At 49.9% G+C, this 13,547-nt stretch carries 14 protein-coding genes and 1 tRNA gene; 6 read left to right on the plus strand and 9 right to left on the minus strand.

All coding sequences use genetic code 11. From position 1 onward, the window contains the following. Positions 1-15 precede the first annotated feature (15 nt). Positions 16-777, plus strand: a complete 762-nt coding sequence (locus tag H6859_01355; GenBank protein USO05879.1) for a competence/damage-inducible protein A — start codon at positions 16-18, stop codon at positions 775-777. A 17-nt stretch (positions 778-794) separates the two neighbouring features. On the opposite strand, the gene H6859_01360 is transcribed toward H6859_01355, so the two are convergent. Together H6859_01360 and H6859_01365 are read right to left on the minus strand one after the other, a co-directional pair. Further along, a tRNA-Leu gene (locus H6859_01360) sits at positions 795-880 on the minus strand. A gap of 87 nt (positions 881-967) precedes the next feature. Then, positions 968-1,585 (minus strand): pentapeptide repeat-containing protein, encoded by a 618-nt coding sequence (locus tag H6859_01365; protein USO05880.1) that lies wholly within the window; start codon positions 1,583-1,585, stop codon positions 968-970. 118 nt (positions 1,586-1,703) lie between these two features. Between H6859_01365 and uvrC the strand changes: the two genes are divergently transcribed. Beyond that, positions 1,704-3,641, plus strand: coding sequence for an excinuclease ABC subunit UvrC (uvrC, locus tag H6859_01370; GenBank protein USO05881.1), 1,938 nt, complete (start codon positions 1,704-1,706; stop codon positions 3,639-3,641). Between the two features lie 20 nt (positions 3,642-3,661). Here uvrC and H6859_01375 read toward each other — a convergent pair whose 3' ends face one another. Beyond that, positions 3,662-4,453 (minus strand): peptidoglycan-binding protein, encoded by a 792-nt coding sequence (locus H6859_01375; GenBank protein ID USO05882.1) that lies wholly within the window; start codon positions 4,451-4,453, stop codon positions 3,662-3,664. A gap of 446 nt (positions 4,454-4,899) precedes the next feature. Between H6859_01375 and H6859_01380 the strand changes: the two genes are divergently transcribed. The 3 genes from H6859_01380 to H6859_01390 all read left to right on the plus strand — a co-directional run bounded on the left by H6859_01380 (position 4,900) and on the right by H6859_01390 (position 7,247). After that, positions 4,900-5,514, plus strand: a complete 615-nt coding sequence (locus H6859_01380) for a polymer-forming cytoskeletal protein (protein USO06655.1) — start codon at positions 4,900-4,902, stop codon at positions 5,512-5,514. Between the two features lie 225 nt (positions 5,515-5,739). After that, positions 5,740-6,240 carry a hypothetical protein gene (locus H6859_01385; GenBank protein ID USO05883.1) on the plus strand — a complete coding sequence of 167 codons (501 nt, stop codon included), beginning with the start codon at positions 5,740-5,742 and terminating at the stop codon, positions 6,238-6,240. 53 nt (positions 6,241-6,293) lie between these two features. Beyond that, positions 6,294-7,247: a hypothetical protein gene (locus tag H6859_01390; GenBank protein USO05884.1), complete on the plus strand. Its 954-nt coding sequence runs from the start codon at positions 6,294-6,296 to the stop codon at positions 7,245-7,247. A 30-nt stretch (positions 7,248-7,277) separates the two neighbouring features. Here the strand turns inward: H6859_01390 and nth are convergent, their stop codons facing one another. Continuing rightward, positions 7,278-7,922 (minus strand): endonuclease III, encoded by a 645-nt coding sequence (gene nth, locus H6859_01395; GenBank protein ID USO05885.1) that lies wholly within the window; start codon positions 7,920-7,922, stop codon positions 7,278-7,280. A 33-nt stretch (positions 7,923-7,955) separates the two neighbouring features. Between nth and H6859_01400 the strand changes: the two genes are divergently transcribed. Next, entirely contained in the window at positions 7,956-8,456 is a 501-nt protein-coding gene (locus tag H6859_01400) for a methylated-DNA--[protein]-cysteine S-methyltransferase (GenBank protein ID USO05886.1), read from the plus strand. 9 nt (positions 8,457-8,465) lie between these two features. Here the strand turns inward: H6859_01400 and H6859_01405 are convergent, their stop codons facing one another. The 5 genes from H6859_01405 to dnaK all read right to left on the minus strand — a co-directional run bounded on the left by H6859_01405 (position 8,466) and on the right by dnaK (position 13,231). Continuing rightward, positions 8,466-9,236: a 4-hydroxy-tetrahydrodipicolinate reductase gene (locus H6859_01405; GenBank protein USO05887.1), complete on the minus strand. Its 771-nt coding sequence runs from the start codon at positions 9,234-9,236 to the stop codon at positions 8,466-8,468. A gap of 52 nt (positions 9,237-9,288) precedes the next feature. Beyond that, complete coding sequence (locus tag H6859_01410; GenBank protein USO05888.1) at positions 9,289-9,696, minus strand: hypothetical protein; 408 nt, start codon at positions 9,694-9,696, stop codon at positions 9,289-9,291. Positions 9,697-9,710: 14 nt separating this feature from the next. Beyond that, positions 9,711-10,868 carry a molecular chaperone DnaJ gene (dnaJ, locus tag H6859_01415; GenBank protein ID USO05889.1) on the minus strand — a complete coding sequence of 386 codons (1,158 nt, stop codon included), beginning with the start codon at positions 10,866-10,868 and terminating at the stop codon, positions 9,711-9,713. After that, a complete protein-coding gene (locus tag H6859_01420; protein ID USO05890.1) occupies positions 10,868-11,179 on the minus strand; it encodes a J domain-containing protein in 312 nt (103 codons plus the stop codon). Before H6859_01420 ends, dnaJ begins: the two co-directional genes overlap by 1 nt. Positions 11,180-11,293: 114 nt before the next feature. After that, a complete protein-coding gene (dnaK, locus tag H6859_01425; protein ID USO05891.1) occupies positions 11,294-13,231 on the minus strand; it encodes a molecular chaperone DnaK in 1,938 nt (645 codons plus the stop codon). Between the last annotated feature and the right edge of the window lie 316 nt (positions 13,232-13,547).

A 13,547-nucleotide genomic window follows, 5' to 3' on the forward strand; every position in this document is an offset into this window, starting at 1 on the left:
CCAAGGAAATTCTGGATGGGACAGAGATCTTCACTTGTTGTTATCGGTAATGAAATTCTTTCCGGGCGCACGTCTGACAAGAATATTAACTGGATTGCCGAGCATATGACTAAACATGGCGTGCCTTTGGCTGAGGTGCGCGTGGTGCCGGATATTGAGGAAAAGATTATTGAGGCGGTGAATGTTTTGCGCGACGAATATGATTACGTGTTTACGACGGGTGGGATTGGTCCGACACATGACGATATTACGGCAACCAGCATAGCCAAGGCGATGGGAGTTGTGTTTGAGCGGCATGCGGAAGCGTATCATGTGTTGCTGGATTATTATGGGCCGGATGAGTTGAACGAGACACGCGCGCGCATGGCCAATATGCCGCGCGGGGCGCGTTTGTTGCTTAACCCTGTGTCGGGTGCGCCGGGGTTTGCAATTGAAAATGTGTTTGTGATGGCCGGCGTACCGCGGATTATGCGCGCGATGCTGGAGCATGTGATTGCCGAGATTAAGCCAGGCGCGGCGATTTTATCCAATACTGTGTTTTGTGATCTGAAAGAAAGCATTGTGGCGGAAGGGCTGCGCGAAATTCAGGGGCGTTATGAAACGGTTGATATCGGGAGTTACCCGTCCTTTCGCGGAGGGGCGTTGAATGTGAGCGTGGTTTTGCGCGGAACTGATGAGGCGACTATTCGCGCGGCGACGAAGGAGGTTTTGGCGTTGGTAGAGCGCTGTGGCGGTGGTGCGCAGAGTTTGAGCTTTCAGGTGCCTGTGGATGATTGATGGCGATTAAGTTTAGATGGTGGGCCTGGGGGGACTTGAACCCCCACGGGATTACTCCCAACGGATTTTAAGTCCGCAGCGTCTACCATTCCGCCACAGGCCCATGCAGCGTTCATTCATAGGGCGTGCGGGCGTTATTTTCAAGCCATTCAATTTCCAAAAGCGCAAAACAATACACAAAATACAAAATTCACGTGGCAATGCGCTTTCGCAGGGTGCGAACAGAGAGCTTTTCTATCAGCGGGCGCAGTCGTTTGTGGTCGATGATGTTGTGGCCAGATTTGATTTTGTTGTCGAGCAAAATAATAGGGGCATTTCCAGCGCCGCGTACGACGATGGGTGGCTTGGACATTTCGCATATACGGCCATCGGGGTTAATGAAGATGCAGCCGCTCATGGCTCTGGCGCGCACGAAGTCGAGACAGAAACATGAGAGCGTTGAAAATTGCGCGTGGCTGAGGATGGTGCCGTGAATATCTGTGGCCCCGAAGGCGGCACCTTCGAAATTGCAGGCGCTTAGGTTTGAATCGTAGAAGCAGGTGTTATAGAGCACGGTGCTTTTGAAGTCTGCGCCCTTAAGATAGGATTCTGACATATTAGCGCCGGTGAGGTTGGTGCCGGAAAAATCGGCACCGGGCATGAGCGCATCGTCGAGATTGGCGTTGGTCAGGTTTTGGTTACGCAGGTTTACACAGTGAAGTGCAACCCGATCTGCAACCGCTTGTTCGAGACAGGCTTTGAAGTTTTCAAAGCGTCCTTCAAACAGAACGGTATTGTCTACAGTAGACCGGATTTGGTGGTGTTGCATGAAATCCTCCCTTGGTATTTTTTGAACACACGTCACACCTTAAATTATGGTGTTGCTTTTTGTTTTGTTTTTTTATGCAACTAATAGTTGATATTTCCTTTTGGATGTCAAGGGAAAAATGTTATGTAACCTTTGGTATGGTGGTTGTGCTGCCGCGCCATTGCATCCTGAAGGGGGAGGTCTTAAATTAACGGCCATGGATGATGTAGTTAAAATTTCGCCGGTTGAACTCGGCGCACGTATTATTAAGGGCTATGTGAAAAAGCTGCCTGATACGCCGGGGGTGTATCGAATGCTTTGCGAGGGCGGGGAGGTTCTTTATGTCGGTAAAGCAAAATCCCTGAAAAAACGCGTGGTGAATTATACGCGCCCTGAAACATTGCCGATCCGGTTACAGCGGATGATTAGCATCACCAGAGCTATGGAGTTTGTTCATACGCATACGGAAGCCGAAGCGTTATTGCTGGAATCGAACCTGATTAAGAAGTTTAATCCTAAATATAATGTGCTTTTGCGTGATGATAAGAGTTTTCCCTATATCCTGATGACGGAGGATCATGATTTCCCGCAGGTGGTGAAGCATCGCGGGGCAAAAAAGCGCAAAGGGCAATATTACGGGCCGTTTGCGAGTGCGGGTGATGTCAACCGGACGATTGGGGTTTTGCAGCGGGTGTTTTTGCTTCGTAATTGTTCGGATGGTTATTTTGCACAGCGCACGCGGCCATGTTTGCAGTATCATATTAAGCGCTGCACTGCGCCGTGTGTGGGGAAGGTGAGCAAGAAAGAATATGCGCGGCAGATTATGGAAGCGCAAGATTTTCTCGATGGTAAAAGTCAGGCCGTACAAACGCGCATGGTGGAGAAAATGCAGACGGCCTGTAGTGCGCAGAATTATGAAGCGGCGGCGGTGTATCGGGACAGGATTCAGGCGCTTAGCTCTATTCATGCGCGGCAGGACATTAATGTTGCCGGGCTGGGGAATGTCGATGTGATGGCGCTGGCGCAGAAAGAGGGGCGGTCTTGTGTGCAGGTGTTTTTCTTTCGCGGCGGGCGCAATTACGGTAACTGGTCTTATTTTCCCCGTCATGACCGGGATGAGGAGCCTGCGAATGTGATGGCGGCGTTTATGGCGCAGTTCTATGAGAATAAGCTGGTTCCTAAAAATGTGCTGGTTAATGTATTGCCGGAAGAGAAGGCGTTGCTTGAGGAGGCGTTTAGCTCAAAGGTTTCGCATAAGGTTGTGATTTCAAAGCCCCAGCGAGGCGGGCGTAAGCGGATTGTCGATTTTGCCCTGCGCAATGCGCGTGAGGCGCTGGCCCGTAATCTGGTTGAAAAAGCCGGTGAGGCGAAGTTGCTCGCCGGGGTGGCGGATCTGTTCGGGATGGATGAGCTTCCCAAGCGGATCGAAGTTTATGATAACTCGCATATTTCGGGGACGAATATGGTCGGCGGTATGATTGTGGCCGGGCCGGACGGGTTTAATACGGGGGCGTATAGGAAATTTAATATTAAACGGGCTGAAGCCGGCGATGATTACGGCATGATGCGCGAAGTTCTGGAGCGGCGCTTTAAGCGTGCGCTGAAAGAGGCGCCGGAAATGTCCGGACCGAATTGGCCGGATTTATTATTGATTGATGGCGGTAAAGGGCAGCTTAGCGCTTGTGCCGAAGTGTTGGAGGATTACGGCGTACTTGATGCGCTCACGCTGGTGGCGATTTCAAAGGGACCGGATCGTAATGCGGGCCGTGAACAGTTTCATATGGTTGGACGGGCGAGTTTTCAATTGCCGGTGAATGATCCGGTTTTGCATTATTTGCAGCGTTTGCGTGATGAGGCGCACCGGTTTGCTATTGGGACGCACCGGGCGCGGCGGCAAAAACAGATTAACGCTTCGCCGCTTGACGGGGTGCCTGGCGTGGGGGGAAAGCGCAAGAAGGCGTTGCTCAATTATTTTGGATCGGCTAAGGCGGTGGCTGGCGCGGGGGTGGAAGATCTGCAAAAGGTTGAAGGTATTTCAGAATCTCTTGCACAGGTTATTTATGACTATTTTCATTGAGTGGAGCGTGCTGGTTATTTCTAAGTGGGTTTGACGCTAAACGTGCTATCCAGTATGGAGGTATCGATTGTGATTTTACACATACCTGCTTGTGGGGCTTGTTCTACAGCTTGTTCCGGGTGGTAAACACGATCAAGGGCACTGTGACCATCAATGTCTTTATTTTTCATAGCATCAAGCCCTTCGACGAACCCTTCAAGGGCATCGCGCCCGGCCGAGCCGCCTTCCATTTTTGCAGCTTGTGTCAGATAGGCTTGACGGGTTGCGTCATTGTATTCGCCGGTTGGCTCTATGCCGTTTTGTTGTTGAAAGCTTTTGATTTCTTCGGCCAGAGCTTTGTTTGAGCCGTTGCCGAACATTCCGTCGGGATTATTGTGTTTATCTCCAACACGTTCATGGCCTCTGCCGATGAGATAGCTTTGAATGCCCATAACAGATTCTTCCTGGCGGAAATGTTTGATCTCTACGGGTGCAGCAGGCGCAACCGGTGCGGTTGATTGAGGGGATGTGTCGTCGCAGACGATGGCAACGTCATATTCTGCTGGACCGGCGATGTCGTATTGCTGGTTCGCCTCATTGAGTTCTTTTTCAATGGCTTGAGCTTTGTCTTCAAGTGTGTCGCCTTCAATCTGTTCAACGGCGCCTTTGTCGACGGTAATTTTTGCGGTGCTTTCGGCTTTACTTTCACCAGGGACAATCTGAACGTCGTAAACGTGATTGTTGGCTGCGTTTTTAGGCAAGCTTTCCGGTGAGCTTTCCGGTGAATCGGTAATGCCCAGCAAGCTTAAAAAACTGAAACCTGACTTTGCCATCGTGTTTTACACTTCCCCTATTATCGTCCCACCATTATTCATAATTTAGGTTAATTTTTTGTTAAGATAGAATCTTAGTTCACAAAAAAATATTTATTGAATTCAGTGGATTATAAGAAAGTTCTTAAAACGGGTCTTGCGGTGTTTTTGATCGCATGCTAGCGTTCGGTCTATACTCAGTAATCGTTAAACCACCGCTTGAAATCTGGAGAGAGTGCTCAAGCGAAATTTTTTTATCGAGAGGTACGTGCCATATGTTTCATCGTGTTAAATCAGAAGACCAAGAGCCGGAAAAGGTTTCCGCTCCTACCACAGACGAGCAGGATGCTCAGAGACAGACGCGGGACGATATTACCGAGTTTAAAGGGCCTGACTCAGATGAGAAGGCTGAGCCAAAGTCATCAACAAGCACAGTAGAAACACCCCAAGAAGAGGATCAAGGGACCATGACAGATCAAGATAAAACAGCAACAGAACAAGAAGGCAGTGCGCCAGCAGTGATGGGAGCATATCAACGCCCCGGGCAGGCTCCGGTTCGCGCAGCGGGCGGTTATCCCGGTGCTTACCCTGGTTTGGGCGGCAGTCCTGCGGATACCGGTTCTGATCGTCGGTTGACAATCGGGTCTGGTATCACAATGTCTGGTGAAATCGAGTCTTGTGATTATTTGCTGGTGGAAGGGACGGTTGAAGCTGCGCTTAAAGGCGCGAATGTTCTGGAAATTGCAGAGAGCGGGACATTCTATGGCACTGTTGAAATCAACGAAGCCAATATCGCAGGTCGTTTTGAAGGTGATATCACTGTGAGTGGCCGTTTAACTGTTTCATCAACGGGAACAGTAACTGGGTCTATCTCTTATAAAGAGATAGCTCTGGAAGCGGGAGCAATTATTGATGGTAAGCTTACGCCTTTGTCAGCGGCTCCGTCGGCGGCAAAAAAGCCATCGGCAGCTCCAAAGGTCACGAAGTCGGCAGTGCCCAAAGTAGAGAAAGTTGAGCGGCAACCTGAGCCTGCTAACAATGATGAAGGTTTGTTCAGTAAGGCTGCTGCCGCTGCTGAATAGGCGTTTTGAGGTGGTTTTATACTGCTACACTTGATATTTTTGTTGAACATTTGGAAGCCAGGCTTTATAAGGGCCTGGCTTCTTGTATGTAGCTATGCGGGAAGGGCGCATTTTTGAGGCGGGCGTTTTTACGTTTTTGTAACCGGGCCTGATGGGGCCATATATCCAAAAATGCCGATAGCGCTTTGATGGCGCAAATAAAAAATCACAAGAGAGCGGTTATTTATGTACCAAAGTAAGCTGAATTTACTGATAGTATTGTTTGTTATTGTTGGATTTTTCTTTGCTATTCATAGTTTGAAACAAGATTACGGACAGGCACAGGCAGCAAGCGGCTTGGCAGGTAAGATGATTGTGCGTGATGCCGAGTATTCGCGCGCCGATAAGCGGGCTCTTCGCCGGGTGATGTTGGGGGGGAGTGAAAGCCTTTTGTCTCTTAGCGCTCGCGATGTGCGTGTAGTTTTGAGCCAGCCTGAGTTGGTGCGCCGGGATTTGCCAACGGTGATTTGGCAATATCGTAATAAGGTGTGCGTTTTGGATGTATATTTTACGGTTGCTGACGGTGTGAAAAAGGTGTCAGAGGCTCCTGTGGCGCATTATGAAGTGCGGGCGCGCCAAAAAGGCATGAGCGATCAGGACGTTCAGGAGGAGTGTCTTGAGAATCTGGTTCGTGCAAATGCGGAGGCGCGTTTCGTGCGGCTGGATGGATTTTATAAGTCGAACTAAGGGTTTGAGATTAACTCTATGAAAAAACATGAAAAGTTGATAAAACTGCCAGCATGAAATTTTTGTTATTACTTTTCCTGTTTTTAATTGCTTATACGCCCGCACGGGCATGCCGTTATATACCACAGGATTTTGAGACGCTTTATAATCAGGCAGACGTTGTTTTTATAGGAGTGGTGCAAAGCCTCAAAGAAAGCGAGGTCGTTTTCAATATTGAAAAGGGCTATAAAAACGCATCAGCCGGAAATGTTTTTACGGTTCAGCCGGGCAGCAGTTCCTGTCATGTTCGTTTTTCTCCCGGACAGAAATGGCTTTATCTTGGCGATACGGTTATGACTGGCTCTAGAATCCTTCAATATGAAAATGGGATGGAAAATCCAGAGAATATCGCCTTCGTCGATTCATTCTTTGCTCATCGGGACGATTCTCTTGTGGGGCAGATTGATCTCGATGTATTTGCAGGCTGGCCGCCCAAGGGGCGATGGCGGGCATGTGATGCGGATCAGGACTGCCGACTGATGTATATCGGCTGTAATTCCCTGCTTGCCGTATCGCAGGACCACTATAAGGCTGCCGAGGATTATTATTATAATAAGCGTGGGCTTGATCCCAGAGCGATGGATTGTGCGGTGTCTGCTCCCGGGGAGCAGAGCGAGAAATATGCCGGAGAGATCATGTTAAAGTGCGTGCAAGGGAAATGCGGTGCCTGGCAGCACGAAACATGTCTGAATCCGCCTGCGTGTACGCAAATTTATCGCAATCATTGTACGGTTGAGCTTAAAAGCTATATGGATCCGGAAAATGAAGACAGCTATGGATCGGGTCTGCGGATATTGTTTGCGATGTCTGAAACGCAGTGCGCCGATAAATGCCGAAAAGAATTTGAAGCGCAACAAGGCTGGGCTCGGCAATATTATATCCCTAAGGTCGGTGCGCAATGTTTGTTTAACGACATATTGCTTTTCGATGAGACGGTGCTGATTGCACCCCATGAAACCGAGAACTGATCTTACAGTTTTCTATAAAATTTATAGTTTTTAGTCCGGATGTGTTTTTTCTTTAAATTCGCATAGATCTGCGACAATGCAGCTTGGACAATCGGGCTTGCGCGCTTTGCAGGTATAGCGTCCGTGCAGGATGAGCCAGTGATGGGCGTGGAGGGCGAATTCATCGGGCACGGCTTTCAGCAAGGCTTGTTCGACGGCTTCAGGTGTTTTGCCCGGAGCCATGCCGGTGCGATTGGCGACGCGGAAAATATGCGTGTCGACGGCCATGGTCGGTTGTTTAAAAACAATATTGAGTACGACATTGGCGGTTTTGCGGCCTACGCCGGGAAGCTTCATGAGTTTATCTCTGCTGTCGGGCACTTGCCCGTCATATTCATTGACCAGAATTTCAGCCATGGCGATGATGTTTTTGGCTTTGTTGTTATACAGGCCGATGGTTTTGATGTGCTCTTTAAGGCCGTCGATTCCGAGTCCCAACATTTTTTGCGGCGTGTCGGCGATTTTGAACAATTCATGCGTGGCTTTGTTGACGCCGGCATCGGTAGCCTGGGCTGAAAGCGTAACGGCGACCAGCAAGGTGTAGGCGTTGGTCCATTTAAGATCGCTTTTTGGCTCAGGCTGAATTTTGCGCAGGCGGGAGAAAAAAAGTTGGATATTTTTTTGCGATAGAGTCATGGTCAACACATAACAAGCAAAAGGGGATTCGTCATGGAAAAAATTATTTACGGATTTTATCCATCCAGCCTTGGGGAAATGGTGCTTGGAAAGACGGAGAAGGGATTGTGCTGGCTCGGTTTTATGGTCGCCGGATATAAGGGCGATGGGCTGGAGCGGATGCGGGCGCATTTTAAAGGCGCAGAATTTGTTCATGATGATGATGAGCTGCGCGATCTGGGGGATCAGGTGATGGAGGCCTGGGCGCAGGGGCGTGAGAATGAAATTGCGCTTGATTTGCATGGCAGCGTGTTTCAAAAGGCAGTGTGGAAGGCGCTTTTGAAGATTCGTAAAGGGCAAAAGCTTTGTTATGGTGATGTGGCGAATGATATTGGACGCCCTGCGGCGGCGCGCGCCGTTGGAAGCGCGGTGGGGGAAAACCCCGTGTCTTTAATCGTGCCGTGTCACCGCGTGGTACAAAAATCCGGTGCGCTGGGGAATTATGGCTGGGGCGCGGATTTAAAGCGCAAGATTCTTCGGATGGAGAAGCTATAAGTTTTGACTCTATAGCCCCAAAACATCATTCATGGAATACAGGCCGGCGGGGCGGCCCTTGGCCCAGAGTGCGGCTCGCAGAGCGCCGCGTGCGAAAATGGCGCGGTCTGTGGCTTTGTGCGTGATTTCGAGGCGTTCCCCCATGCCAAAGAAAATGGTGGAATTTTCAGCAACGACATCGCCGCCGCGCTGAACGGAAAAGCCGATCTTTCCAGCTTCGCGCGCACCGGTATGGCCTTCACGCGCTAATGTGAGATCTTGTTTGTCGAACGCTTTACCGCGTCCTTTTTGGATGGCTTTGGCTAAGGCGTAAGATGTGCCGGAAGGGGCATCGACTTTATATTTATGATGCAAGTCGAGGATTTCCGCATCCCAGCTATCATCGAGACGCCGGGCGGCCTGTTCGACCAAGGCGATCAATAGATTGACGCCGACGCTCATATTGGCGGCATAGACAACGGGGGTTTTTGTGGCGGCCTGTTTAACGAGGGCTTCGTCAGCTTCGCTCAGGCCGCTGGTGCCGATAATCAGAATGGTGCCGTGTTTGGCGGCCAGTTCGGTGTGGGTCGGGACGGCCCTTGGCGATGTGAAGTCGATGATCGTATCGGCGCGGGCGAAGAGGTCTTCTGCGTCGGTGGTCATGAAGAAGTCATCGGTGATTTCATCTTCGTTGAGCACTGTGCCGCCAGCCAGCTCTAATTCTTTCCAGTCTCCGGAAAGGAGTTCTTTCGTGATCAGGCTTCCGACTCGGCCCGTGCATCCTGTAACACCTATTTTCATTTTGTCGTTCCTTTGCGTTCTGTCTGAAAAATATATTAATTATAATTACTTATCATCTATATGTTCTTAAAAAATCTGAAAGCTCATCATACAGGAAATCGCTAAAAGGCAAAGAAATTATGTCTTTTCGCGCAAGTTCGAGCATCTGGAGAAGATCGCCGATGAGATACCATCTGGCATCAAAGGGGAGGTCGCTTTTGGTTATGAGCAGAGAAGAAATTTCATTTTGGCATTGTTCGGCCAGTTTTTGGCAGGCCTGGTCAAGTTCATGCTGACCGATACCGCGGTTCATCAAGGCGAGGCCGATGGAATCAAATTGTTCGACCATTTCTGCCAGATCTGGAGGCATGCCGCTGATATAGCCCACGATAATGTCGAGGCCGCTTTTTTTGTCATTGATCGATTTGCCAATGATGGCATCGTTGAAATTTAGCGGGGTTATAAGGGTGTCCAGGGCCATGGGAATTATTAAGCCTAATCCTTCAAGTCATCCCAGAATTCACGGACTTTGGTGAAAAAGCCGCTGGCTTCGGGGGAGTGTTTGCCTCCGCCGTTATTTTCGCTGAAATCCTTGTCGAGTTGTTTAAGGATGTCTTGTTGTTTTTTGTTCAGGTTGACCGGGGTTTCGACAAAGGTTTCGATGTAAAGATCGCCTTTTGAGTCGCTTCCCAGAATGGGCATACCTTTGCCTTTGAGGCGGAATTGCTGGCCGGTCTGGGTGCCGGGCGGGATTTTGACTTTTGTGGCCTTGCCTTCGATGGTGGGGACTTCTAGATCACCCCCTAGCGCAGCCTTTGTAACGGTGATGGGCACGCGGCAGAACAGGTTTGCGCCATCGCGCTTGAAGAGTTTGTGCGGTTTGATCGCCAGCAAGACATAAAGATCGCCGCGCGGGCCGCCTTGGACACCGGCTTCACCTTCGCCGGACAGGCGGATGCGCCGGCCGGTATCAACGCCGGGCGGGATTTTGACTTTGAGCGTTTTGTCTTTTTTGATGCGGCCCTGACCGTGGCACTTTTTGCACGGGTCGGTGATGATCTTTCCAGCGCCGTGGCAGGTCGGGCAGGTGCGTTCGATGGTGAAGAATCCCTGTTGTTGGCGAACGCGGCCCTGGCCATCGCAGGTTGAGCAATCCCCGGCGCTTGTGCCGCTCTGTGCGCCAGAGCCTTTGCACGCTTCGCAGGTATCATTGACGGGGATTTTGATTTGCGCGTCTTTGCCCTTGTAGGCGTCTTCAAGTGTGAGTTCTAACGTGTATTGGATGTCGGAGCCGCGGGCCTTGCCGCTGCGGCCTGCGCCTGCGCGTCCGCCCATGAATTCGCCGAACATGTCTTCGAAGATGTCGGAAAAGGCGCCTGCGTTTGCGCCGAATCCGCTAGGGCCGCCAGCACCGCCGGTACCCATAGAACCGTCGAATGCGGCTTCGCCATAACGGTCGTAAGCGGCGCGTTTTTGTTCGTCTTTGAGAATATCATAGGCGTGGCTGACTTCTTTGAATTTAGCTTCAGCCTCGGCGTTGTCTTTATTTTGGTCTGGGTGATATTTCATAGCCAGTTTGCGATAGGCTTTTTTAAGCTCATCGGCGCTGGCGGTTTTATCGACTCCGAGGGTTTTGTATAAATCATTGGGCATTAATTTTTAATCTCTTTGTTTTTGGGCTTAAAAATCTCACTGATTTGAGAGAAAAAATTGCCAGTGTTTTTGTTGTCGTTTTGGGCCTGTAGACGGCGGGTGCGATTATAGGCGGCGCGTTTTTCCCGGGTTTTGAGATTGGCATAGGCTTCGCTGATAACGCGGAAGCGGAGTTCGGCCAGTCTTCGATTTTGCGGGTTTCGATCCGGGTGGAACTTTTTGGCCAGTGTATGATAGGCACGGCGGATTTCATCGTCCGAAGCTTTCGGAGAGATGTTGAGGATCTCGTAATATGATGTATTGTTTTTCACGCCTGTATTCCCAGTTTTTAACAATCGTCATTGCGAGGAGGGCTTTTCGGCCCGACGCGGCAATCCAGATACTAGATTGCTTCGCTTGCGCTCGCAATGACGTAATGGATTAATTTAAGCAGACTTTTGATCTTTGCCGTCTTCATCTTCGATCTCAAGATCGGTGAAATCGGCTTCAATGACTTCGTCTTCATCGGCGTCTACAGGTTCGGCTTCTTGCGTTTCTGCTTCACCAGCTGCCTCTTCCTGGGCCTTGCGGTAGGCCAGTTCCCCCAGTTTCATGCTGGCTTGAGACAGGCTTTCCGTTTTGGCTTTGATGTCTTCGGCATTTCCGCTTTCGAGTACGTCTTTGAGATCCTGAATTGCTTGTTCAACTTTGTTTTTTTCGTCGTTCGGCAAATCTCCGCCAAGTTCTTCCAGCGACTTTTCGGTCGCATGAATCATGCTTTCGCCTACATTTTTGGCTTCAACAGTTTCGCGTTTCTTTTTATCCTCATCGGCATGGCTTTCTGCGTCTTTGACCATTTGATCAATATCGGCGTCTGATAAGCCGCCAGAGGCTTGAATGCGGATTTGCTGTTCCTTGTTTGTAGCCTTGTCTTTTGCAGAGACATTGACGATCCCGTTGGCATCGATGTCGAAAGTGACTTCGATTTGTGGGATACCGCGCGGAGCAGGGGGAATGCCCACGAGGTCAAACTGGCCGAGAATTTTATTGTCAGCGGCCATTTCACGCTCGCCCTGGAAGACGCGGATTGTTACTGCGTTTTGGCTGTCCTCTGCGGTGGAGAAGACTTGCGATTTTTTGGTAGGGATGGTTGTGTTGCGTTCGATCAGGCGGGTGAAGACGCCGCCTAAGGTTTCAATGCCGAGTGAGAGCGGGGTAACATCAAGAAGCAGCACGTCTTTAACGTCGCCTTGCAGTACGCCGCCCTGAATAGCTGCGCCGTCGGCGACGACTTCATCAGGATTAACACCTTTGTGCGGATCTTTGCCAAAATAGTTTTTGACCGTTTCGATGACTTTCGGCATGCGGGTCATTCCGCCGACCAAGATTATGTCGTCAATATCGGCGGGTTTTAGGCCTGCATCTTTGAGCGCCTTTTTCACCGGATCGATGGAGCGCTTGATGAGGTCTTCAACCAGACTTTCGAGTTTGGCTCGGCTTAAGGACACTTGCAGGTGCTTTGGTCCGTTGGCATCAGCCGTGACGAATGGCAGGTTGACCTCGGTTTGCGTGGTGGAAGAGAGTTCAATCTTGGCCTTTTCCGCTGCTTCTTTCAGGCGTTGCAGGGCTAGCTTGTCTTTACGCAAATCAATGGAGTCGGATTTTTTGAACTCATCGGCGAGGTAATCGATAATGCGCAAGTCAAAGTCTTCACCGCCAAGGAATGTGTCGCCGTTGGTGGATTTAACTTCAAAAACACCATCGCCGATTTCGAGGACGGAGACGTCGAAAGTCCCGCCGCCAAGGTCGTAGACAACAATCGTGCCGTGTTCTTTTTTATCGAGACCATAGGCAAGCGCGGCGGCTGTGGGTTCGTTGATAATACGCTCGACCTCCAGACCGGCGATTTTACCGGCGTCTTTGGTGGCCTGGCGCTGGGAGTCGTTGAAGTATGCGGGAACCGTGATCACGGCCTTTGTGACTTTTTCGCCGAGGAAGTTTTCCGCGGTTTCTTTCATTTTTTGCAGGAGCATCGCCGAGATTTGTGATGGGGCGTATTTTTCGCCGTTTACTTCAACCCAGGCATCGCCGTTTTCGCCTTCGATAATTTTGAAGGGGGCTTTTGAGGCCATGTCCTGGACCTGTTTGTCTTTAAAAGGGCGGCCAATCAGGCGTTTAATCGCGTAAAGCGTGTTTTCGGGATTGGTGACGGCCTGACGCTTGGCAGGCTGGCCGACGAGGCGTTCACCGTCTTTGGAAAAGGCGATCATGGATGGGGTGGTGCGCGCGCCTTCGGCGTTTTCGATGATTCGGGTTTCCTTGCCGTCCATAACAGCGACGCAGGAATTGGTTGTACCAAGGTCGATACCGATAATTTTGCTCATTTTAATCTCCTTAACTTAAGCAAGATTTATATACTTCAAAGCCCGTTTTTCACAGCACTTCTTAAGGAGTAATATAAGAGCGTTGTTTAAAATTGCAAGTTCTACAGGCGTGATTTTTAGCTTTCTTTCTTTGTGTTGTTTTGTAAAGACAAGTAAAAATATCTGCCAGTAGATAGTGTTAGAAACGTCAATAGTAGAGTGCAAATCAGCATATAAGTGCTTTCGGCGTATCCATAAGAAAAATTATCAAGCCAATTAAGAAAGCTTTTAAAGGTCTCTGAAAGGTTTATGTCAGTGTTTTTATATCTGCTTACAA

Source organism: Rhodospirillales bacterium, from assembly GCA_023898785.1.
Classification (GTDB): domain Bacteria; phylum Pseudomonadota; class Alphaproteobacteria; order Micavibrionales; family Micavibrionaceae; genus TMED27.